This is a genomic window from Lysinibacillus sp. NPDC097231 (genome assembly GCF_044761885.1).
Lineage (GTDB): Bacteria > Bacillota > Bacilli > Bacillales_A > Planococcaceae > Lysinibacillus.
Window position 1 is genome coordinate 1 of the sequence record NZ_JBIWDH010000043.1, and the last position, 24,205, is coordinate 24,205.

Below are 24,205 nucleotides of genomic sequence, written 5' to 3' on the forward strand. Positions count from 1 at the left end.
TATGATGTCCAAAATTTGTTTCGTTCACTAACTCAAGGTTAGCTACTAAAAACTTTATTGATTACGTTTTGCTTGTTCAGTTTTCAAGGTTCATTATTAAGTCGTGTTTTCAGCGACTTCTTTATATTAACATTTAACTTAATTTGTGTCAACAACTTTTTTAAAAGTTGTTTTGAAGTTCATTAAGTTTTCGTTATGTCTTAGCGACAATTAATATAATACAATATCAATATATTATTCGTCAACAACTTTTTATAAAAAATATCGAGGTATTTTTCCATACCTCGATTACTAGCATACTATAGTCCTTACTCCATTTCTAGAGCTTCTTTATTCACCTTATAATGACGGTGGAAAATCATCTCGCTTTTTGCAACGATAGGTTCAATTTGAATATAACCTTTGTCTACTAGGTATTCAACAAATACTTCTAAATCAACTGAATAGTTTACGAGCTCGTCGTGATCATGTAATTCCTGAATTGTCCAAGTCTCTTTTGTTTGCATTACTTCTAATATATGTTGAGCACCGTCTCTTGTACGTGAATGTATTAAAAACTCACTTGCTAAAAACAGTAACTCTAATCGTTTTTCAATCGGCTCATTACTCGTTACAAGCTCCTCGTATAGTTTATAAATCGCCGGCTCGATTTTTTTCACTTGAGACCAAACAGTTACTTCGGGGTAAAGTCCACTATCGATGATCGATAAACGGCCTAAATGATGTAGCGAATCTACAACATGATTATAGGCATCGAGATAACTCCCCTTATCAAAATATTCTTTTCCTTCTAAGTAGCGTCGAATTAATTTTGAAAACTGTATGCCAGTCTTTATTTTACGACCGCTAAACGGAAACTCCTGTAATTCGATCTTTAATTTATGAAGGAATTCATTGCGATCAAATAAGACTTTACCAAAGAAAATCCAATCGACCACTTTTTTATTAGAGCCAATTAGCAGCCATTTTCGGATTATTTTCTCAGTAACAGTATGTAATGCTACTTTATTTCCTTCATATAAGTAATGTTTCGTAAAGACTGGTTTTTCAGCTTCCTTAACAATAACAAGCAAGATTGTATCAAATGTATCCGTAACATTACTTTGCTCCTCGCGCTTTTCCACTAAGATAACGCCTAATGTATTCGACTGACTTGCACGTTCCTGGTATATTGTACGCAAAACTTGCTCCATGTTCAGCCCCCCTCTATTCGCTTTTTGCCTTTTATTTCGTTAAAAATTCGACATACTCTAAAAGTATTCCTGCTTTCCATGCTCTCAAAGCTAAAATACTTTGTTCTTATATGTTATAGTAGATTTTAGATTGGGAGGCAAGATGTTATATGAAACCTTACAAAAATAAAATTAATAAAATCCGTTCATTCGCATTGTCACTTATTTTTATCGGCTTTATAGTTATGTATGGGGGAATCTTCTTTAAAAACAATCCTATCTTAGTATTAATTTTCATGACTCTTGGTGTACTATGTATTGTTGGTAGTACAGTGGTATATGCTTGGATTGGGCTTCTCTCAACAAGAGCCGTTCAGGTAGAATGCCCTAACTGCCATAAGCACACAAAAGTATTAGGTCGTGTAGATATGTGTATGTACTGCAATGAACCATTAACATTGGATCCAACTCTGGAAGGAAAAGAGTTCGACCAATCTTATAATAAGACGAAAAAATCCTAGCCCTTATTAAAGAGCTAGGATTTTCTTATCCCGCCTTAATTTATCCGTATCGAAAACCAAGCGTCAGGTACAAGACTCCCATTTTAAGACTTAGTAAAGCAAAAAAATGCCCGTAAAAGCCTGATTGAGGCCAACACGATGTTGGTTACACAAGCGTTTTTCGCAGGATGCGGAGTACTTAGCTTGTGTTCCTCTACAATAATCAGTGGTAGATGAAGAAAATCCCCACTGATTAAGTTTCACTTTATTGCACTTTTACAGATACACCTTTACATGATGGACAAGTACCGTAAATCTCTAAACGATGCGAATGCACATCAAAGCCTGTTACTTGTGATGCAAAATGTTCAATTTCATCGAGTCCAGGATAATGGAAATCGACTATTTTTCCACAGCATTCACAAATCATATGATAATGATCATTTGTAACGAAATCAAAGCGACTTGAAGCATCCCCATAAGTTAGTTCCTTCACTAAACCAACTTCACGAAATACACGAAGATTATTATAGACAGTCGCTACACTCATATTAGGGAATCTCCCTTCAAGTGCTTTATAAATTTCATCGGCAGTTGGATGTGCCATTGATTGAATTAAATATTCCAAAATAGCATGACGCTGAGGAGTAATACGTACACCAGTTGTTTTTAACGTGTCAAGTGCATCTTGTAAATGCGTTGCAGACATCGTCATGCACCTCTTTCATAAATATTATTAATTGATAATTGTTATAAATAGTGTATCGAAAAAAACTTACTTCTGTCAACAATCATACACATTCTAAACTAATTTCATTTAAGTATTAATGGGGAGCATAAGATATATCTCTAGCTTTCATTTGCCCATAGCTAAATCTTTATCCAGTAAGCTAAGAACTTAACAGGCTTCCCTTTACCGCCCGCCTTAATAGCCTCTCGATAAATCCATTACATTTTCTAAATCAGTTTCACCGCGTAACCACTTCTCCAAACTTGGCTTAAAGATCTCTAAGCTACGTTCAACATATCGAGTTGAGTGACTTGAAATGTGTGGGGATACAATAACGTTCGGTAAAGTCCATAAGGGATGATCCGTAGCTAAAGGCTCATGTTCAAATACATCTAAAACCGCATAACCAATTTCGCGTGCTTGAATGGCATGGATTAGAACGTTTTCCTCTACTAAGTTTCCACGACCAAAATTCATGAAAATAGCGTCATTGTTCATCGCTTTAAAATGTTCTTCTTTCAATAGATGTGTAGTCTCTGCAGTTTTAGGTAATACAGAAATAACAATATTAGCCTTAGGTAAAGCTTCGATTAATTGATCAAATCTTATCATATCATTCATATAAGCTGCTTCTTTCCCTGAACGGTTACAGCCGATTGTCGTAACTCCAAATGCTTGCAGCAAACGTCCTACTTCTGAGCCAATCGCTCCAGGTCCTAGGATAAGTGCTGTACTATCACGTAATTCACTTTGCTTCGCTTTTTTTGACCATTCACTGTTCTTTTGCTGCTCATATATCCAAGGCACTGCACGCTTAATCGCTAAAATATGAGCAAGCATCGATTCTGCCATCGGAGTTTTATGAATCCCTCGTACATTTGAAACTAAAATACCCCGATCAATAATAGCTTGAGCTGGCATTTTTTCTATTCCCGCAGAAGCCACAAAAATCCACTTAACATTTGATGCATACTGAATATTTTCATCATTTAAATCTTCACCATATGTAACTAGCACGTCCGCTTTTTGTAGTTCATCGTTTGATAAGCCATTTTCAAAAATAAAATCCACTTGTGGAAATTCTGCTACTAGTGGTTCTCGTAAGTCAGGTCTTGGTTCAAATGTAAAATAGATTCTCATTTTTCTGCCTCCCATTCCGCTAAATATGCATATACTTCTTCGATATGATTTTTCACACGTACTTTGCGCCAAGCTTTTATAACATTTCCTTCTGTATCAATTAAAAAAGTTGAACGCTCTATTCCCATATATTCTCGACCGTACATCTTCTTCAGTACCCAAACCCCATACGCCTCTGCCACTGCATGATCCTCGTCCACTAATAGCGAGAACGGCAATCCATGCTTATCTATAAACTTGGTATGTTTTTTTGCATCATCGGGACTAATACCAAGTACAACTGCATTTAATTTATTAAAATCCTCATGCTTATCACGAAAATCGCAAGCCTCTGTAGTACATCCTGGTGTCATATCTTTAGGATAAAAATATAAAATAACATTTTGTCCTTTGAAATCTGCTAACTTAACCATTTCTCCTTTGTCATTCATAAGGGAAAAATCTGGAGCTTTTTTTCCTTCTATTAAAGTCATATTAATCTCCTCCTCTGTATGCTCTATTTTACTCTAAGTAACAAAACAAGTCATATTCCTTAATTTCTTTGGATTTCTCGCACTGATAGGTCTACAATAGATGGAGTATAAAGATTTAGGAGGCAATATATATGAATCACACAAAATCTGAAGCAGTACACGCAGAAGCGCTACAGCATATCGTTGGTGGTGTAAATAGCCCTTCTCGTTCTTATAAAGCAGTTGGCGGAGGCTCCCCTGTTGCAATGGCTCGTGGGAAAGGGGCTTATTTTTGGGATGTTGATGGCAATCGTTATATCGACTATCTAGCAGCTTACGGTCCTATCGTTACTGGTCACGGTCACCCCCATATCGCAAAGGCTATTACACACGCAGCTGAAAATGGCACTTTGTTTGGTACTCCAACTGAATACGAGGTTACTTTTGCTAAAATGCTAAAAGAAGCAATCCCTTCAATGGATAAAGTACGCTTTAACAACTCTGGTACAGAAGCCGTAATGACAACAATTCGTGTTGCCCGCGCTTATACTGGCCGTACAAAAATTATGAAATTCGCTGGCTGCTACCACGGTCATTTTGACTTAGTATTAGTTGCTGCTGGTTCTGGTCCTGCGACATTAGGTACACCAGACTCAGCTGGTGTTACAGCTTCAACTGCAGAAGAAGTAATTACTGTACCATTTAACAACCCTGAAGCATTTACGGAAGCTATGGATAGATGGGGCGATCAAATCGCTGCTATTTTAATAGAGCCTATTGTTGGAAACTTCGGTATTGTAGAGCCAAACCCTGGCTTCCTAGAGTTCGTTCATGCAACAGCAAAGGAAAAAGGCGCATTAACAATTTACGATGAAGTTATTACTGCATTCCGCTTCCACTATGGCGGCGCTCAAAACTTATTAAGCTTAACGCCAGACCTTACTGCACTTGGTAAAGTAATTGGCGGTGGTTTACCAATCGGTGCATATGGTGGCCGTAAAGAGATTATGGATACAGTTGCTCCGCTAGGCCCAGCCTATCAAGCAGGCACAATGGCAGGAAACCCAGCGTCTATGCAAGCTGGTATTGCCTGCTTAGAAGTATTACAAACTCCAGGTATTTATGATGCAATGGATCGTCTTGGAGGTATATTAGAGGACGGTATCTTAACTGCTGCAAAAAAACATGATGTAACAATTACTGTAAACCGCCTCAAAGGTGCTCTTACAATTTACTTTACAGATGTGAAAGTAGAGAACTATGAGCAGGCTGAAAACTCAGATGGTGAAATCTTTGGCCGCTTCTTTAAATTAATGCTTGAGCAAGGTATTAATTTAGCTCCTTCCAAATATGAAGCATGGTTCTTAACTACAGAGCATACAGAAACAGATATTCTTGAAACAATTAAAGCAGTAGATTATGCATTTTCACAATTGTAATTCTGTGGGCGTACAAAAGTGAAAATCGTCTATTAACAGCAACGAATTACTTTTGCATCGCATAAAATATATTCTTTTTTAAAAAGGCGGCTCCCCACTGAGTCGTCTTTTTCAATTAATGATATACATATCTATGTATTTTATGAGCACTTCCTTCTATAATGTATAGAAGCATCAATTATACCTCGGCATAATTGACTGCATTTATCTCATAACCTATTGAGGTGGAAGACCTCTACTGAAAGAAGTTAAAATTTTAGACAGAAAGGACATCCATTTTCTATGAAATTAGGTGCCCGTGTATTTAAAACTGGTGTAGCCATCGTGTTTGCACTATTTATCGCTGAGTTGCTAAAGCTACCATCACCTGTTTTTGCAGGTATTGCAGCCATCTTTGCGATTCAACCATCTATTTATCGCTCCTATCAAACGATTGTTGAGCAAGTACAGGCCAATATTATAGGAGCTACCATCGCGGTCATTTTCGGCTTACTTTTTAGTCACCATGTAGTAGCAGTTGGCATTGCAGTCATTGTTGCTATCGGTATAATGTTGAAATTTAAACTTGAAAAGTCATTGTCCCTAGCACTTGTTACAGTTGTAGCTATTATGGAGATTCAAGGAGATGACTTCCTTACATTTGGTCTTATTCGCTTTATTACCATATTAGTTGGAGTGTTAGCAGCATTTGTTGTCAATCTGTTCTTCCTACCACCAAAATATGAAGTAAAGCTTTTCCGTAAGATTTACTTTTTACAGGATGATATTATTCGATGGACGCGACTTGCTGTTCGTCAAGCATCTGAGCATACTTCTACAAAAGAAGCATTAAGCAAATTTAAGTCTCGTATGCAACGCGTTGATACACTATATGATTTTTATAAGGAAGAGCGTAATTACTTTAAAAATAAAAAGTTTGTAAAGGCACGTAAATTAGTTGTGTATCGTCAAATGATCACAACTTCAAAGAAAAGTTTGGAGCTGCTTCATCGTCTTCATAATCATGAAAACGAATTAGTAAAGCTACCGACGCAATTTCATCTAATGATTCAAGAGCGGCTTGACTTCCTGCTAACTTACCATGAGCAGCTACTGCTAAAATATACAGGGAAATTGAAGCCCGAACATTCAGAGTGGAGTAAAAACATCGACTACATTCAACGTAATGAGTTAATGGAAATTTTCATCAAACAGATTACCTATGCACATGATGAAGGTGATACTGAATTTTCGAGCTATCATTTGCTTTATATTCTATCGCGTATTTTAGATTACGAAGAAAACTTAGAGCATTTGGATACGCTCATCGTGTCATATCAGAGCCATCATGGTCATGAAATCAATGTGGAATTTGAAGAGGAATTTATTTAATTATTTCTAGTTACGTAGCAAATGAAATGGGAAATTAGTATATTACCAAATAAATAGGTTGAACGACAAATTGGTACAATTCAATTTGTCGTTTTTTCATTTTCTCAATATGAAATTGTATATATCCCAACAATTTATTACAATGGATATAAATAGATAAATGGTAGGTGTTTATATTTTATGGTGAATTTAGGTAAAATCGAATTAACGAAGAAAGGTCAATTTGTAAATTTAACAAAATCGCAAAATCAAGGAATTGGAGAAATTCTCGTAAATTTAAATTGGAATCAGCAAACAGTGAAAAACTCAGGCGGTTTTTTATCTTCTTTATTTGGCACGAAATCTAATGGAGGTATTGATTTAGATTTAGGTTGTTTATACGAAATGACAGATGGTAGTAAAAGTTGCGTTCAAGCTCTTGGTAATGCATTTGGTAATTTGCATTCCTCGCCTTTTATTGAGCTAGATGGTGATGATCGTACAGGTATGTTAAACAACGGTGAAAATTTACGTATTAACGGAAGTAAAGTTAGAGAGATTAAACGTGTATTAATCTATACTTTCATTTATGAAGGGGTAGCGAACTGGGCCGAAGCAGACGGTATTGTGACGGTCAACTACGGAACTGGCCCAAGCATTGAAGTTCGTTTAAATGAACACCGTAATGGCAAAAACATGTGTGCCATTGCCATGATTGAAAATGTAAATAATGAAACGTTTAAGGTTGAGCGCCTCGTAGAGTACTTTAGTGGACATAAAGATATGGACAACGCCTATAATTGGGGGCTTTCATGGCGTGCAGGAAGAAAATAAGGACGAACAAATACGTACAGTGTCTCATTTTCACTGCTAAAATCCAACCTTCTCACGCTACAATCATCTAAAGAAAAGAACATACATAGACAAAACGATTCACAAAAGCTGACAACATTTAAAAGAAATGATGTCAGCTTTTAAATGTTTATGTCCTCAATGCCATCAGTTGTTTCTCCGATGCATTGCGTTGTGCCGTTAGCTCATCGCGAAGCTTACGGTAATTAGAAATACCTAGTATAATGGTATCCCATATTTCTTCTAGTGTTTGTGGTGTTTCAGATTGTTGAGCCATCGACATGCTTAATTGTACCGTATCATTACTAGTTTCTCCGAATTGCCTCATACGATTTTCAAAAGCTGCTAACGAATCATTTTGTAGTTTTTGACGCTTTTCATTGATTGAATTCATAATCCCCATTTTAAAAACAGGGATTGTTGTAAGAAACGCACTATTAATTTGTTCCATCAACTCACTATTACCAATACGAAGCATCTCAATTTGCGGAGCTGTTAATATGGCGACCATACGAGTTTTCTCCAACTCATCTATTTTTAATCTAAGCATTTCAGCAATCGTTTGCAAACTATTTAGTTCCATTTTTGCAATTTGGTTGCCTGCTTCGGATTGCTTTTCAAACATTGGTATCAACGAAGTTGTAACTTCATCCAATTTAATTTCCGATGCTAATATATATTTTTCTAATTCAATATAATACACCAAGTTCTCATTATATAAACGTGCAAGCATACGGTTATCATTTGCCAATGCATCTTCCATACATACAAATTGATAATGAATCTTCTCAATATCTTTACTCAAAGTATTGTATTTTACATACAAATCCTCATCTTTTTTGACCGAACGTTTAAATAGCTTTTTGATAAAGCTTGTTTCCTCTATTACTTCTTTTCTATCGAATTTTGACATCAATTCTTCAAGTTGCTTTAATAATTCATTTGATTCATTTATTTCTGATTTCGCCAGCATTTTTAAGATTTGGTCTGAGAAATGTGACAGCTTTGTTGCAGAATCTTTACCTAATGCTATTAAATCAAGCTGATTTTTAATATTAATGCGATTTACAATTTGTTGTATCTCTGGACTTTGAAGTAGCTGCTTTTTAGTAATCTCTGCTGTTTCTACTGTTAGTTGATTAAGTGTAATTGGTACAATTGACATAGTACGCCTCCTTCCCAAACTCAGAAAAAGCGATTAAATATTTTTTTTATCATTGTATCTGATGGAGACTTTTGTTGCTTTGGTTCTTCATATTGTAAGTCAAATACCATATGCTCTAAACGATGCACATCAAAAGTATCCTCAAGTAAGTGCTTTTCTAAATCTAGCTTACCTGTCGGATTATAGAATACAATATCAATACCGAAGCGATTTAAAAATGCAAACAAAGTAATGTCTTCGCGCGATAATGCCGGTTGCTCTGGTGCTTGATATACTACTAGCTTCGGCACCTCCTGTGAATAATCAAAGCTCTGTAACAAACGTAGTATTTCTTGAGGAATCATTGTCATTTGTTTAAATATAAAGATTTGTAAATCGTATAATGATTCGTTGGGCTGTTGTTTTAGTATTGGTTGTTCACATGAGGCTTTCATTGTATGTGCAATAGCATATTGTAACTCTATTGACAATTCGCCATATTGCCACCAATCGCTTTGAACGATACGCTCTACCGATAGCTCACCATTTACTAAGCAATGCTTATAGTGAAAATGGTAGTTGGCTCTACTAGTTTTCATATATGGAAGCTCTTGCACAAACACAGTTAGCGGACTAGCTAGGAGTTTATGCATATAATGCCAATACTCCTCCCGCATACTTGATACGCCGCTAATTTTCGCGAAAATTACTGGTATTATTACTTCATTATTAATCACTTCAAATTTTGGTCGAACCATCGCTTTCTCATTTGAATAAATAAAAATATCATCGTAAGTCATACGTAACGTTAATGAACGTGGCATATGATCATTAAACTGCCATGGTCGATAAACACCGGATTCCTGATTATACATTAGTTGTTCAAAATGCTGACTCGAACGATAACCAACTGTTGCCTGACGATCGCGTAACTTTTCTGGAAAAGGCTGTAATGATGTTTGATTAGCATAAGAATACGTAATAGAAAACATATTTGTAGGATCAATATCAGCAAATTCATCAACTTTACCTGGGTGAAAGATCAAAACATCACAGCCAAGTTCCATCAATAGTAATAAAAAATAACGCTGGCTTAGTGTTGTTTCACCATACCAAACAACCTTTGGGAAATCATCAGTAGGCTTCATGGATTTTGTCCATTGAATCCAATGATTTTTTAACCATTTCACCATATCAATTAAAAATCGGCGAAAATCATCGGCAAGTAAACCAAGGGATTGCTGGTTTTGGAAGCGTTCTACAACTCGAATCATTGCAAGCTGTAAATGTCTATTCATAAACGCATCATCGTGCTTTGGGATTAACTGATTACCATACATCATAGCAACCAATCGATTAATGGATAACCCTTTAGGTGTTTCCTTATGTTGTTTAAAAATATTTTGTAGCGCATGGAAATCCTTTTGCTCAATTTGCTTATTTAATTCTTCACTTAATATATGAATTTCCGATTTTTGTGCCAAATTATACAATTCATTAAAATAATCATCTTCCTCTAATGGCACACCTAATACACGTACAGTAATACGACTAAAACTTACTTGCTCAGGTCCTATCTCATACATTGGACGAATCTTCGGTGAATCTTGGAACTCCTGTAGCCAATCAACAGGATCACGTTCCAAAACTGACTGTATTGTGAAGGTTTTCAAACAAACATCAACTCCTTGAAATCTTCCTCAGTAAATTTGCTCAAGAATAACACATTTACATCTCCTGTGAGCTCTATACTGTGAGCCATAACATTTAGATACGACAGTTGATTGAAAGCATAAAGTAAAACCTTAGTCAGTGAAGAGTTTTTTATCACTACTGACTATTAGTTTTATCAATCGGACTTTTACAGGTAGTAAGGTTAAGTTTCCTACCTATTATTTATTTTCTAGTTTTTGATTCAAAAAGACATTGATTACTTAATTATATTTCTATTGGCTTTGTTGCAAGTCGCAAAACTGCTTCAAGCAATTCTTTTGTAAAGGCTTCTCCACTATTTGCTGAATATGTTGCATTCCTTAGCACTTGGGGCTGTTTTTCTTTTAAATCTCCATGATGAGGTGTATAAGCTATATCTGCCATCGCTAGCATTCCATAATCCATAATAGAATCACCCGCTGCTAGGTGTACATCATATGTACAAAGTTGTTCTTTCATATACGTGATTGCGGCTTCTTTCGTTAACACTTTAGGCATAATATATAATTTTTTACCCTGTAAAAGTACATGCCAGCCATGCCTATCAAATTCCTGAACGATTGCTTTTAATTCATCATGGCTTAAAATATCATTATTGACATGATGTACATAGAATAATTCATCCATAAAAAATGATTGCTGTAGCCATAAATCTGATTTTACGGTTTGAAAGTGTCTTACAATATCCTCTCTAGGTATGGAAGAATCTTCAATACGTTTACGTAATGTTTTTGTCCATTCTCCATTTGGACGACCATTTTCTAATATTGTACCCCCATTACTTGTAATTGCAAAATCAGGGCCAATTTCTTTTATAAAATGAATACGTTCATATTGATATAAAGCACGCGTTGTTACAGGTACAAATATTGCTTGTTTATGTACCTGTTGTAATAATTTCGTTGTTGACTCAGTCATCATGCTAATGATTTCATGATCTCTTTGTTCAACTACGACAGTTGCTGTTGCGGGTGGAAACTTGTCCATCATGTGCCTAGAATAAATTAATGTACGATCTAAATCAGATGTAAATAATAGCATATTTTGTCTCCTCTATACTTCTTTAATTAAGCCGCAACATGAATAAGACATGTTCGAATACTCTTCAATAGGTACATTTCTTTCCCTAGCCAACAATAATATGTGTTCAAGTTCATCTATATGTTTGGGATTAATTAAAATTTTCCACGGGATACGTCTTAGTAATACTCGTGTGGTTTCCCCTACTCCTGGCTTTATAAAATGAACATTATCAATTCCAAATTCCTCTTGAATTGCTTGAACGGATCTCATGCCTTTCCAAGTAATCGAAGGAGATACTCTTTCTAAAAGTTGTTGTTCAATCTCTTTTTGTACTTTCTCAAAACAAGTAGCTATACGATCTATGTACAAATTTGACACATCTGCATCTTCTAACTCTTTATAATATTTCGCCCCATGAAAATCCCTTTCATCCATGAACTTCAAATTCAACACAGTCCGACTTACTAAGCCAGATACAGTTGAATTTAAACAAGCAGATGGAATTAAGAAATCTGAACGTGTTCCAAAAATAGCTGCACAGTGTCCTGGATCAGCCAATACAGCTAAATTTGCGTTCAATTGTTCTTTATGATTAGCATTGAAATTTTGACATGCCTGTAACAATTCCTTTGTGATGGCACCTTTGCCTGTCCATCCATCAATAAATTGAATACATGCTTGAGGATGCTTTGCAATTATATAACGAATGGCTGTCTCATCTATCCCTCTGCCACGAATAATGGAAATTGAATAATGAGGTACATTAATACTATAGCGCATTTCTATATAACGTTTAATCAAAATGCCGATTGGTGTACCAGCCCTCGCTAAACTTACAAGAACTAAATGTTCTAAACCTCTTTGTACTATAATTTGTTCCGCTACAACCCCAACAGCAATTGCAATGCGCTCTGCATAAGCTTCTAAAGTTTTGTAAAAAAGCTCCATATATGCTTCGGATGGATGAAATTCGACTGGTAGCATTTCAGAATAATGCGTACCTGATTGGATTAAGCTTTCACGTTTTTCATTATCTAGTTCAAGTACAACATTACTAATATCACGTAATAAAAAAACAACATCCTCTGACGTATAGCTTCCCATTTTATCTGGCTGCACCATCATGCCCATGATTCTACCTCCAATTCATGCATACAAATAACGTAAATTTTTGCTTTAATCACAGATTGTAATGCTTGTACACTTTGTAATATAGCTTCTCTACTTGCTATACGTTCCACTATTAAAAAAAGTTCCGTGTAAGGGTGACTTTGTACATTATATAAATAATTTTCAATGCCATTATTTTCAGGGCATTCAAAAGCTATTTTTTCTGAAATCGTATATTCCGTATCATCTGTACAATAAATAGGGCTACGGGTTGTAGATTGAAAATAAACATCCTCTCCTAAATGAGCAGCAATTTGCATAGGCACATACATAAATTCACCTGTGCCAATCACTAGTAATGGTCCATCTGTTCGTAGCTTTTTTAATTGATTGGCAATTACCATTATTTCATCCTTTTGTTTTAAATGCTGTTCTGAAGTTAACATAAATCTCCCAGTGGCTAACATGTAGGGTTGACTATTTTCTAAACCATTCTCAGCAATAGAACGATAATATTTACGATCAATCGGCTCCTTTATGGATATTAACTCCATATCTTGTGTCATATTTTTCGTTAAGTCTACATGTTCACTTGGTAAAAGAGGTGTACCATTACAACTAAAGTGTCCACACATAATCGCAATAAAATCAATGGAGATGTTCCATTGATTCTCTAATTGTTTAAAAATCCCTTGCTGCTGTTCAGATCGCCAATCTAAAATTGATAGCACTGTATAGTGCTTAACTAGAGGAAATTTCTCTCTTAACGATGCAATAATATTCACCACTGTATTTCCTGTAGTAATTTCATCATCGATCAATACAATACGCTTAGCTTGTAACAATTTTTCAGGTTCTAAAGTATAAATTCGATGACTAGTTGCATGTGAATGTTCCTCTTCAAATGTCACAAATGGCTCAATATCAGGTATTATTTCTCGTGTCGTATGAATATACGCCGCATTCGAAAGAAACGTATTAAAGACAGCATGACCAAGTGCTGTCGCAGTCTCTGCAAACCCGATAAACAATGTTTCCTCAGGCAACTCTAAATTTGGTTGTAAAGCATCCTGTCCATTACGCTCTTTTAGTGCATATACAATTTTTTCAATGCCATTTATTTCTTCATCAACAACCCTCCGATAATACATCATTGCTAGAAGTGTTCCTGTAAGTAATGGTATTTGTGGTCTAACAGCTAAATGCTTTCCTAAAACTGTACTGACAAATAAAAATTGTCTTTTCTTATTAATACGAGCAGCCATTTTAAATAAATCCGATAATGCAAAGTTATGCGGATTTTGTGTGATCGAAATGTCAATTTCGTAGTTTTGCATAATATTTAGCCTATTTTTTAGTTGTTGCATAGATATTACCTCCAACATCTTGATTTAATAATAGAGATGCAAAATCTACTGATTCATGATAAACACCATATAAATGCGCTTGGCGTAAAATTCGTTGTGCCCATCTCATATGAGGTTTTATTTCGTTCATTTTATTTGCATAGTGACTTTTTAAAACACCTTTTTGACCATCGTTATTTTCTACGATACTCATGGCATCTAAATATTCTTCATAAGAAATAACATATAATGCATGGACAACACGAACATGGCTTGGGTGAATGACCGTTTTTCCTACAATACCATTTTGCCTATCCATCAGCACTTCCTTCATTAAGCCATCTAAGCATTCGTCCAATAATGCTTTCCGTGTATCCATCGCTCCTTTTTCGCTAAAAGGGGTCATTCTTAATGTCGGCTTTAATATACGGTGATTACTAAAATACTCCCATACAGGTCCAGAAATCACAAAGCCATCTTCTTCACGCCCTAGCACATTGACAATATCCCCCAGACAATCTCGAATAAGGCTTATATCATAAATCGTCGAATCCATGCGACGACGAATACCATATATCCCACAAAAATCAGTTGCACCAATACGTACGTTTAATACACTATGTCTATATTTATGTAAAACTTCTTTAATGGAAAATAACGCTTCCATTCGAGACTCCTTATATAGGATCTCACGACTCTCCAAAATCGGCATACCATATAACGTTAAATTATAGTCCTGAGCCGTTTGCTCCAGTAATTCAAAATATACTGCTCCTTGAACTGCTGTAAATTTAGGAAACACATAACCAGTTAATACTTCTTGTCGCTCACCTAACGTATTTGTTAATAGTTTAAACTGCTTGACATCACGTACACGAATAAATATAAGAGGTAGATTTTGTGGTAGAATTTGTTTACTGCTATAAAGCATAAATAACTCACTGATATCGTCTATTAATTTTGCTTCACATTCTGCTAATTCTGCATCCCCTACTGCATCCTCTAGGTCTATAACAATTGATGTCAGCTCTTTATATTTTTGATTTTGAATTAAATCTACGATGTTGGGCATAGATGCCGGCATATACAATGTAGCACCTAAAGCATATGCCAAAATTTCTGGTGCTTCCCATTTAGTAAAAGGCTGTGGCTTTTTATAGAAAATCCTTTCTGCTGCTGTTTCAAAATGTTGCATCTAATCCTCTCCTCGAAAAAAAGCTTGAACTATTGTAAAAAAAGCACTGCATTAGCCTGTTTCTTACAGACTAATACAGTGCCGCGGTGTTACATAGCTGTTTTCTTATTCATCTTGTGTACAACAAATGTTAATAAGAAGGCCAAAATTAAAATAGCAAAGAATATTTCATGTGATAGATGGAAACCAAAAATACTTGCAAACATTTTTAAGGAAATAATTAAAATTAAAATATAAGCAGTTGTTTCAAGCTCCGGTACTCGCTCAATTAATGCTAGGAAAACACCAGCGATTGTTCGCATCATAATAATCCCTAATACTCCACCTAACAATAGAACCCATACTTGATCTGAAATCGCAAAAGCCGCCAGAATAGAATCTACTGAAAAGGCAACATCCATTAATTCAACTGAGATTACTGTTGCCCAGAAAGTACCGAATACTCGGACCATCCAGCCATTCTTCTTAAACTCTATTGCTCCGTCCTCTTCATCGCTCTTATTTTTAAAATGTACTATTACGAGCCACATTAAGTAAGCAGCGCCTAAGATCTTAACAATTGAGAACTTGACAAGATATACTCCTACACCTATGAAAATAAAACGGAAGAAATACGCTCCAAACATCCCATACATAAGCGCTTTTTTTCGTTGATTTTGCGGCAGATGCTTAACAAGTACGGCTAATACTAATGCATTATCAGCTGAAAGAAGCCCCTCCATAATGATTAGTGAAAAAATAAGCCCCCATGCTACAGGATCTGTTAATACCTTTCCCCACATTTGCCAGTTAAAAAACTGTGCATATGTATTTAATATCTCATTAATAACGTCCAACTAAGTTCCTCCATCATCTATCGATCTAAATTATTGTAGTCCATATGCATTTACTAATGCTCCCAATCCACCTTGATAACCTGAGCCAACCGCAGCAAATTTCCATTCGCCATTATGACGGTATAGCTCACAAAATACAACAGCTGTTTCAATACTGAAATCCTCACCTAAATCATAGCGTAGCACTTCTGCACTTGTATCTTCATTCGTTAAACGAACATATGCATTTAGTACTTGTCCAAAGTTTTGGGAACGTGCTTCTGCATCGTAAATTGTAACTGTTACAACAATCTTTTCAATTTGTGGAGATACTTGCTTTAAGTTTACAAGAACTTTTTCATCGTCTCCATCTCCCTCACCTGTACGATTATCACCAGTATGCACTACTGACTGATCGGGGCTTGTTAAATTATTATAGAAGATAAAGTCTTGCTCACTACGGCATTTTCCTGACGCATCTAGTAAGAATACAGAAGCATCTAGGTCAAAGTCATGCCCGCCATCGAATTGTTTCACATCCCAACCTAATCCAATTCCAACATTATTTAAACCAGGATCTTGCTTTGTTAAATCAATACGTTGCCCTTTACTTAATTGAATACCCATTATAAAATCTCCCTTCTTGTTTAAAAAATAATACGTTAGTTTACATCCAAGCCATAATCGTTACAAAGAGCGGCCAATCCACCTTGATAGCCTGCACCTATTGCATTAAATTTCCATTCACCGTTATGTCGATACAGTTCACCAACAACGATTGCTGTTTCAATACTGAAATCTTCACCTAAATCATAACGAATAATTTCTTCACTTGTTTGTTCATTTACAATACGAATATAGGCATTAGACACCATACCGAAGTTTTGGTTGCGTGCATCTGCTTCATGGATAGTTACAGTAAATGCTAGTCGTTGTATGTGTGCTGGCACTTGAGTTAAAGCTACCTTCACAACTTCATCATCTCCATCGCCGACACCTGTTAAATTATCACCTGAGTGTACAATAGAGCCATTTCCACCTGTAGTATTGTTGTAGAAGATAAAATCATTTTGATCTGATACTTTTCCTGTATCAGCAAGCAAAAATACAGATGAATCTAAATCAAAATCATGTCCACCATCATATTTATTTGTATCCCAACCAAGACCAACAACTACATTTACTAACCCTGGATTCGTTTTTGTTAAATCTACTTTTTGGCCTTTTTGCAATGAAACACCCATTATACTGTTCCTCCAATATTTTTATAATTATTGATATCTTCTAACTACATCGCCAAGCTTAATATCATTAGTACCGGAGCCTACAGCTGCGAACTTCCACTCATTATTATGACGATAAATCTCACCACAGATAAGCGTTGTTAGGTTAGAGTAGTTATCTGTTAAATTATAGCGAATTAACTCGTTTCCTGACCTGTCATCAAACACGCGAATATAGGCATTTTTAATCAATCCAAAGTGCTGATTACGTGCAGCTGCATCATAGATATTAACAACGAACACAAGTTTGTTATACTGCGTAGGCACTGAGTTTAAGTCAACTGTAATTACTTCATCATCTCCGTCGCCGTCGCCTGTTAAATTATCACCTGAATGTCGAATAGAGCCACAATTACTTGTTAATTTTCCGAAGTAAACGACATCATCACCTGCTATAACCTTATCATTCTGTAGCATTAATACTGAAGCATCACAGTCGATATCCCTGCCACTTCCACCTGCACTCCCACCAGAAAATATTTTTCCGAAAAAGCCACCACTTTTTTCTTGACCAATTGGGTCCCAACCTAAACCAACTTTAATACTAGTTAGGTTAGCATTACCTTTTGTTAAATCGACACGTTGCCCTTTTTGTAAATTAATTCCCAACAAAAACACCCTCCTACGAATTGCATTTATTTTACTTTCACCGTAATATTATGTACAAAATACACTAATCTATTTCCATTTAATAGATTAATAGGAAGTTCAATCTTATTTGATTTTAACTATACAAAAAATATATAATTTCAACAAAAATTGACTTTTTCCATATCTTAAGTCTACTGTAATATTACAAGAAATTCAATTAATTCAATTAATAGATTTGGTAAATTCAATCATCTGTTACTTTATTCTAACTTAAAGCTTTAAAATATCATGCCGCTATAGAAAAAAGAGGCTTAAACATAAGTATTTTTTTAAAAAGTTAAAAAATTAACATCAGAAAAGCGCGAGAAATCAACGTTTCTAAAATTGATTTCTCGCGCTTTTTTAAAGTTTTTGATTGTTCCAGCCTCATCTAACATCTATTAGCTTTTCATTTTCGGGTCAAGCGCATCACGTAGGCCATCACCCATTAGATTAAAACCAAGAACCGTTAACATAATAGCCAAGCCTGGGAAAATCATCGTCCACGGTGCCTTTATTAAATAGATACGGGCATCTGCAAGCATTTTCCCCCATTCTGGTGCTGGTGCTTGTGCGCCTAATCCAAGGAAGCCTAACGCTGCCGCTTCGATTATCGCTGTTGCAATGGCTAATGATCCTTGTACGATAATTGGCGTCATTGAGTTTGGTAAAATATGCGAGAATAATATTCGCGAATCACGCATTCCAACTGCTTTTGCTGCCACGATATACTCCTCTTCCTTTACACTCAATACTTTCGAACGAATTAAACGTCCAAAGTTCGGGACGTTAATAATGGCAATAGCAATTAATGCATTTTGTAATGAAGGACCAAGCACTGCTACAACTGCAATAGCTAGTAAAATACTAGGGAATGCTAACATAATATCAAATAAACGTGAAATAATTGTATCAATCCATCGTCCATAATATCCTGCGATTATACCGAGTAAACTACCTACGATAACTGACAAAACAACTGAAAAAAAGCCTACCCACAAAGAAATCTGGGCCCCATGTATCACTCTAGACAAAATATCCCGACCAAAGTCATCTGTTCCAAACCAATGCTCACTGGATGGTGCTAATAAACGTTTTGATAAATCTTGCTCATTACTACCTTCAGGAGCAATCATCGGGCCAGCTATAGCTAGTAAAATGAAAAATAGTACAATGCCTGCGCCTATTAGGGAGATTTTGCTCTTTTTAAAGCTACGCCAGCCTTCTCTCCAAGGACCTGCCGCACGTTCACGACTTGGTGCTACCTCGGTTTTTATTTCTATCGCTCCAGTCATTTTCGCTTCTCCCCTCTATTTGTATTTAATTCGTGGATCAATAACTGTATACAGTAAATCCACAATCAAGTTAATCATGATGAAAATAAAAGCAACTACTAAAATACCAGATTGAATAACAGGATAATCCCGGAAGCCAATAGCATCATAAATATAGCGACCAATTCCAGGCCAACTGAAAATGGTCTCTGTTAAAATGGCACCGCCAAGCAGTAATCCTGTTTGCAAGCCGATTACTGTTAACACTGGTATAATTGCATTTTTCAAGGCATGCTTATAAACTACAACAAACATTTTTTGCCCCTTTGCTCTTGCAGTACGAACATAGTCAGAGCGCATTACTTCAAGCATTGAAGACCTAGTTATCCTTGCTATAATCGCCATTGGAATTGTTGCTAGCGCCATCCCTGGTAAGACTAATCGCTTTAATACCTCAATAAATTGATTAAAACTTCCTTGTATAAGCGTATCTAATAAATAAAAATGAGTAATGGCGGTGACGGGATTCCGAACATCCGCTCGACCAGTTGCCGGGAACCAGCCAAGCTGATTACTAAATGCCCATTGCTCCATTAAACCAAGCCAAAAAACTGGAACAGACACTCCAATTAAGGCAACAACCATTGCTACATAATCGAACCATGAATTTTGGAACCATGCGGAAATAATGCCTGCATTTACACCAACTATTACGGCGATAATCATTGCAAATATCGCTAGCTCTGCTGTTGCTGCTAAGTATGGGAATATTTCTTGTGATACGGGTAGTTTAGTCCGCAATGACACCCCTAAATCACCCTGAAAAATACCGCCTAAATAATTAAAATATTGTGTATACCACGGCTTATTTAATCCTAAACTTGCGTTTAATGCTTCGACCGCCTCTTTCGTTGCCTGTTGTCCTAAAATTACTTGTGCTGGATTACCAGGGATTGCACGAATTAACATGAAAACGATAAAAGTCATTCCAAGCAAAACTGGGATTAATTGAAACACACGTCTTCCCATATAGTGAAGCATCTTCTTCACCTCTCTGTTATTTTCATAATATACTTTTGCATGAAAAGCATTGAAGTCTTTGTACATACTGTAGAAAGGGTCAGCTTTTAGAAAACGGTTTTAACGTTTAGATGATTCGTCTTTCATACAGAAAAAAATATTCTTATCCTGTAAAAAGAATCCGCAAGATTTCTACGGCTTACCCGCAGAAAAGCAAGCAGATTCTTTAATTTCCTCAATTAAATTAGTTAATTCAAAAGACTATTGAATATCTACTGCATCTAAGCGGTCAGAACCTGTTGGATGAGCAATATAATTCTTTACTTTACTGTTAGCAGCTAAAATTGGGATTGAGTGAGCAAGTGGAACCCATGGAGCATCCCCAGAGATTATCACTTGAGCTTGCTTATAAAGTTCATTGCGCTTGTTTTCATCAGTTTCACTTTGAGCTTCAACTAATAGTTTGTGTAACTCTTGATTATCATAGAATGTATAGTTGTTAGAACCAATGTTATCACCGTCTAGTAAAGTATAAAGGAAGTTATCCGCATCTCCGTTATCACCTGTCCAACCAAGTAAAAACGCATCAGCTTCACCATTTTGAGCTTTTTCTAAATACGTAGCCCATTCAAAAGATACAATTTTAGATTTTATGCCCACATCCTCTAAGTTCTTTTGAATAGCTTCCGCCACTTTTTGACCGTCAGGCATGTATGGACGTGGAACTGGCATAGCCCATAGCTCGATTTCTTTGCCATCATAGCCAGCCTCAGCTAATAATGATTTTGCTTTTTCAGGATCATACGTATACCCTGTAACCTCATCGTTGTAGCCTGAAATTACTGGAGGCATAGGATTTTTCGCTGGCTCCGCTAATCCTTCATAGAATGCATCTACTAATGCTTGCTTATTGATTGCGTAGTTTACTGCTTGACGAACTTTTACATTATCAAATGGAGGTCGAGTAACTGTTAAACCTAGATAACCAACGTTCATAGATGGACGTTCGATTAACTGTAAATTCGAATTACCTTCAATTGTTGCTTTATCAGACGGACTTAAACCATCGGCTACATCAATATCGCCGTTCGTTAAATCATTTAAACGTGCAGAGTTATCTGTAATTGAACGGTAAATTACTTTATCTAATTTTGGTAAACCATCAATATAGTAGTCTGGGTTTTTCTCAATTGTTATCGAATCATTACGTACCCAGCTTACAAATTTGAATGGACCTGTACCTACTGGATTTGAAGATAGCCCTTCTTCATCTGCTTCAAAAGCTGTCGGAGAAGCAATTCCAAAAGGAGACATTGCTAGATTTTTCAGGAAAGGTGCCTGTGGTTGGCTAAGCTTGAACACAACAGTATTGTCACCTTCAGCAGTAACTGATTCTATAATTTGCTTGTCACCCACTACAAATTGTGAGCTAAAATATGGATGTTTATCAGCACCTGATTTCCAACGCTCAACATTTTTAACAACTGCCTCTGCATTGAAATCAGTGCCATCATGGAATTTTACACCTTCTTGAAGCTGGAATGTGTATGTTAATCCATCATCCGATGCTTCCCAAGATTTTGCCAATCCTGGTTGAATTGTTACATCTTGCTCGCCGAAATTTACTATTGTTTCATATATATTTGCAGTAACAGTGAAGGATTCACCATCAGTCACAACTGCAGGGTCTAGTGCTACTGAATCTCCACCACGACCATAAACTAATATTTTTGGTTCACCACTGCCAGCTGTATCGCCACCAGTTGTCGTATCTTTACTACCTGTATCCTTTGTATCTGAGCCACCACAAGCTGCTAAGATTGTCGAGAGAATAAGGAGTAGCATTACACCCAAAGACCAAAGCTTTTTTTTCTTCATTGAATTTCCCCCTATGTTTTTTTATATCATTGAATGTTGGATTGCCTCATAGAGATGGCAAGCAACATAATGACCCGGTTTCACTTCTTGCATTTTTGGAACGACTTGAGAACATTCTTCCTTTTTAAAAGGACATCTCGTATGGAAAGTACACCCACTTGGTGGATTCGAAGCACTTGGAATATCTCCAGAAATAATGAGCTGTTCACGCTCAAATGTAGGATCTGGCACAGGAACTGAAGAAAGCAGTGCCTGTGTATATGGGTGAAGTGGCTCAGCATATAAATCTTCACTTGCTGTTAGCTCTACTAACTTCCCTAAATACATCACACCTACACGATTACTTATATGGCGCACAACCCCTAAATCATGGGAGATAAAAATATAAGTTAGCTTTAATTCCTTTTGTAAGCTTTGCAATAAATTCAATACTTGTGCCTGTATGGACACATCGAGTGCAGAAACAGGCTCATCCGCAATAATTAGTCGTGGGTTTGTCATAAGTGCACGAGCAATACCAATCCGCTGTCTTTGACCACCACTAAATTGGTGAGGATAACGCTTTATATGATACTCATTTAATCCAACAATCTCGAGAAGCTCCAATACCTTCTGTTTGCGTTCCTTGGCATTACCCATTCCATGAACAATCAGAGGCTCCTCTAATATTTTTCCAATATTATGTCTCGGATTCAACGATGCGTACGGATCTTGGAAAATCATTTGAATATCTCTGCGGGCTTTACGCATTTCATTATTGGATAATTCTGAAATCATTTTACCTGCAAATTCTATGTTTCCGTCTGTTGGTTCAAGCAATCGCATTAAAAGTCTGCCCGTCGTAGATTTGCCACACCCTGACTCACCTACAATACCTAACGTTTCCCCTTCAAATACTTCAAAGGAAACATCATCCACTGCCTTTACATTACCAACCTGAGTATTAAGGACGCCCTTACGAATGGGGAAATATTTTTTTAAACCATCAACTTTCAACAACACTTTCGACATGATGCTCCACCTCCTGTTTCTCTAGTAAAAAACATCTCGATTTATGCTGCTCTGCTGCCTCAAATAAAGGTGGTGTTTCTTGTAAACAACGTTCCATCGCAAATTCACAGCGTGCTGCGAAACGACAACCTTCCTGAATACTTCCTGGCTTAGGTACGCTACCTGGTATAGAGTACAGATTGTCCTTTTTATAACGCATATCAGGTACAGATTTAATGAGTCCCTGTGTATATGGATGTTTCGGATTAGTGAATATTTCCTGTATGGGTGCTTCTTCAACAATCTGACCAGCATACATCACAATAACACGCTCGCAAGTTTCTGCTACAACGCCTAAATCATGTGTAATTAATAAAACAGCTGTATTCAAACGTTTATTTAAATCTTTCATAAGCTGTAAAATTTGCGCTTGAATCGTAACATCCAGTGCAGTTGTTGGCTCATCAGCAATCAATACCTTCGGATCACAGACAAGTGCCATTGCAATCATGACCCTCTGACGCATTCCACCCGATAACTGATGAGGGTAATCTTTTAATAATTCCTCAGCACGCGGTAAGCCTACAAGCTTCATAATTTCAACTGCTCTTGCAACAGCTTCTTTTTTCGACCATTTAGGATTATGAATTAAAATAGCTTCTTTTAGCTGATTCCCAATTGTAAATAAAGGATTTAAGGAAGTCATGGGCTCTTGGAAAATCATCGCCACATCTTTTCCACGAATTTTCTGCATTTGTTTATCAGATAATGTTGCCAGGTTTTTGCCATCTAATAGTATCTCTCCACCCGTTATTTTTCCAGGTGGTGATGGTATTAACCCCATAATGGATAGTGATGTGACACTTTTACCGCTTCCCGATTCCCCAACAATCCCCAATATTTCTCCTTCATGCACAGAAAAATCGATATCATCTACGGCAGGAATTTGTCCATCGTCTGTAAAAAAGGTTGTTTTTAAACCTTTTATTTCTAGCAGCTTTTTCCTCATGCTCAATCGCCCACCCTATCTAATATTTTACTTAATTACATAATTCTTTAAATATAATACACTAACTATCACTAAATTCCCTATTTTCAGATAATTCTAACTAAAAAATATCTCTCTTTCAATCATTATTATTCTGCAAT

23 protein-coding genes are annotated in these 24,205 nt (G+C 36.3%); 4 read left to right on the top strand and 19 right to left on the bottom strand.

Features of this window, described 5'->3' with window-relative positions; translation table 11 throughout:
• Positions 1–308: 308 nt before the first annotated feature.
• Complete coding sequence (locus ACIQXF_RS20140) at positions 309–1,193, bottom strand: nucleotidyltransferase-like protein (RefSeq protein ID WP_402786662.1); 885 nt, start codon at positions 1,191–1,193, stop codon at positions 309–311.
• A 149-nt stretch (positions 1,194–1,342) separates the two neighbouring features.
• Here ACIQXF_RS20140 and ACIQXF_RS20145 point away from each other — a divergent pair, with 149 nt between their 5' ends.
• A complete protein-coding gene (locus ACIQXF_RS20145) occupies positions 1,343–1,693 on the top strand; it encodes a YgzB family protein (protein ID WP_402786665.1) in 351 nt (116 codons plus the stop codon).
• A gap of 244 nt (positions 1,694–1,937) precedes the next feature.
• On the opposite strand, the gene perR is transcribed toward ACIQXF_RS20145, so the two are convergent.
• From perR to bcp, 3 genes are all read right to left on the bottom strand, one after another.
• Positions 1,938–2,381, bottom strand: a complete 444-nt coding sequence (perR, locus tag ACIQXF_RS20150) for a peroxide-responsive transcriptional repressor PerR (RefSeq protein ID WP_402786668.1) — start codon at positions 2,379–2,381, stop codon at positions 1,938–1,940.
• 216 nt (positions 2,382–2,597) lie between these two features.
• Positions 2,598–3,542, bottom strand: coding sequence for a D-2-hydroxyacid dehydrogenase (locus ACIQXF_RS20155; protein WP_402786671.1), 945 nt, complete (start codon positions 3,540–3,542; stop codon positions 2,598–2,600).
• Positions 3,539–4,015: a thioredoxin-dependent thiol peroxidase gene (bcp, locus tag ACIQXF_RS20160; protein WP_402786673.1), complete on the bottom strand. Its 477-nt coding sequence runs from the start codon at positions 4,013–4,015 to the stop codon at positions 3,539–3,541. The genes ACIQXF_RS20155 and bcp overlap by 4 nt, the downstream gene beginning before the upstream one ends.
• A gap of 131 nt (positions 4,016–4,146) precedes the next feature.
• Here bcp and ACIQXF_RS20165 point away from each other — a divergent pair, with 131 nt between their 5' ends.
• The 3 genes from ACIQXF_RS20165 to ACIQXF_RS20175 all read left to right on the top strand — a co-directional run bounded on the left by ACIQXF_RS20165 (position 4,147) and on the right by ACIQXF_RS20175 (position 7,617).
• Positions 4,147–5,433 carry a glutamate-1-semialdehyde 2,1-aminomutase gene (locus ACIQXF_RS20165; RefSeq protein ID WP_402786675.1) on the top strand — a complete coding sequence of 429 codons (1,287 nt, stop codon included), beginning with the start codon at positions 4,147–4,149 and terminating at the stop codon, positions 5,431–5,433.
• 282 nt (positions 5,434–5,715) lie between these two features.
• Entirely contained in the window at positions 5,716–6,804 is a 1,089-nt protein-coding gene (locus ACIQXF_RS20170) for an FUSC family protein (protein WP_402786678.1), read from the top strand.
• Positions 6,805–6,984: 180 nt separating this feature from the next.
• Positions 6,985–7,617 carry a TerD family protein gene (locus ACIQXF_RS20175; protein WP_402786681.1) on the top strand — a complete coding sequence of 211 codons (633 nt, stop codon included), beginning with the start codon at positions 6,985–6,987 and terminating at the stop codon, positions 7,615–7,617.
• Positions 7,618–7,765: 148 nt separating this feature from the next.
• On the opposite strand, the gene ACIQXF_RS20180 is transcribed toward ACIQXF_RS20175, so the two are convergent.
• From ACIQXF_RS20180 to ACIQXF_RS20250, 15 genes are all read right to left on the bottom strand, one after another.
• A complete protein-coding gene (locus tag ACIQXF_RS20180) occupies positions 7,766–8,800 on the bottom strand; it encodes a toxic anion resistance protein (protein ID WP_402786684.1) in 1,035 nt (344 codons plus the stop codon).
• Between the two features lie 20 nt (positions 8,801–8,820).
• Positions 8,821–10,452: a YceG family protein gene (locus ACIQXF_RS20185; RefSeq protein WP_402786687.1), complete on the bottom strand. Its 1,632-nt coding sequence runs from the start codon at positions 10,450–10,452 to the stop codon at positions 8,821–8,823.
• 265 nt (positions 10,453–10,717) lie between these two features.
• The gene (locus ACIQXF_RS20190) at positions 10,718–11,533 is read right to left on the bottom strand and encodes an HAD family hydrolase (RefSeq protein WP_402786690.1); all 816 of its coding nucleotides are present in this window, start codon (positions 11,531–11,533) and stop codon (positions 10,718–10,720) included.
• Between the two features lie 12 nt (positions 11,534–11,545).
• Positions 11,546–12,646: a cysteine protease StiP family protein gene (locus ACIQXF_RS20195; protein WP_402786693.1), complete on the bottom strand. Its 1,101-nt coding sequence runs from the start codon at positions 12,644–12,646 to the stop codon at positions 11,546–11,548.
• Positions 12,637–13,992 (bottom strand): phosphoribosyltransferase family protein, encoded by a 1,356-nt coding sequence (locus ACIQXF_RS20200; protein ID WP_402786696.1) that lies wholly within the window; start codon positions 13,990–13,992, stop codon positions 12,637–12,639. Before ACIQXF_RS20200 ends, ACIQXF_RS20195 begins: the two co-directional genes overlap by 10 nt.
• A complete protein-coding gene (locus ACIQXF_RS20205; RefSeq protein ID WP_402786699.1) occupies positions 13,973–15,166 on the bottom strand; it encodes an HpcH/HpaI aldolase/citrate lyase family protein in 1,194 nt (397 codons plus the stop codon). Before ACIQXF_RS20205 ends, ACIQXF_RS20200 begins: the two co-directional genes overlap by 20 nt.
• Before the next feature lie 89 nt (positions 15,167–15,255).
• Positions 15,256–16,002, bottom strand: a complete 747-nt coding sequence (locus tag ACIQXF_RS20210) for a TerC family protein (RefSeq protein WP_402786702.1) — start codon at positions 16,000–16,002, stop codon at positions 15,256–15,258.
• Between the two features lie 30 nt (positions 16,003–16,032).
• Positions 16,033–16,608: a TerD family protein gene (locus ACIQXF_RS20215; RefSeq protein ID WP_402786705.1), complete on the bottom strand. Its 576-nt coding sequence runs from the start codon at positions 16,606–16,608 to the stop codon at positions 16,033–16,035.
• Between the two features lie 35 nt (positions 16,609–16,643).
• Positions 16,644–17,225: a TerD family protein gene (locus ACIQXF_RS20220; protein WP_402786708.1), complete on the bottom strand. Its 582-nt coding sequence runs from the start codon at positions 17,223–17,225 to the stop codon at positions 16,644–16,646.
• A gap of 27 nt (positions 17,226–17,252) precedes the next feature.
• Positions 17,253–17,873 carry a TerD family protein gene (locus ACIQXF_RS20225; protein WP_402786711.1) on the bottom strand — a complete coding sequence of 207 codons (621 nt, stop codon included), beginning with the start codon at positions 17,871–17,873 and terminating at the stop codon, positions 17,253–17,255.
• A gap of 422 nt (positions 17,874–18,295) precedes the next feature.
• Positions 18,296–19,189, bottom strand: a complete 894-nt coding sequence (nikC, locus tag ACIQXF_RS20230; protein WP_402786714.1) for a nickel transporter permease — start codon at positions 19,187–19,189, stop codon at positions 18,296–18,298.
• Between the two features lie 15 nt (positions 19,190–19,204).
• Positions 19,205–20,209, bottom strand: a complete 1,005-nt coding sequence (locus tag ACIQXF_RS20235; RefSeq protein ID WP_402786717.1) for an ABC transporter permease — start codon at positions 20,207–20,209, stop codon at positions 19,205–19,207.
• A 240-nt stretch (positions 20,210–20,449) separates the two neighbouring features.
• Complete coding sequence (locus tag ACIQXF_RS20240; protein ID WP_402786720.1) at positions 20,450–22,066, bottom strand: ABC transporter substrate-binding protein; 1,617 nt, start codon at positions 22,064–22,066, stop codon at positions 20,450–20,452.
• A gap of 21 nt (positions 22,067–22,087) precedes the next feature.
• Positions 22,088–23,077 (bottom strand): ABC transporter ATP-binding protein, encoded by a 990-nt coding sequence (locus tag ACIQXF_RS20245; RefSeq protein ID WP_402786722.1) that lies wholly within the window; start codon positions 23,075–23,077, stop codon positions 22,088–22,090.
• Positions 23,052–24,065, bottom strand: a complete 1,014-nt coding sequence (locus ACIQXF_RS20250) for an ABC transporter ATP-binding protein (protein ID WP_402786725.1) — start codon at positions 24,063–24,065, stop codon at positions 23,052–23,054. Before ACIQXF_RS20250 ends, ACIQXF_RS20245 begins: the two co-directional genes overlap by 26 nt.
• Positions 24,066–24,205 lie beyond the last annotated feature (140 nt).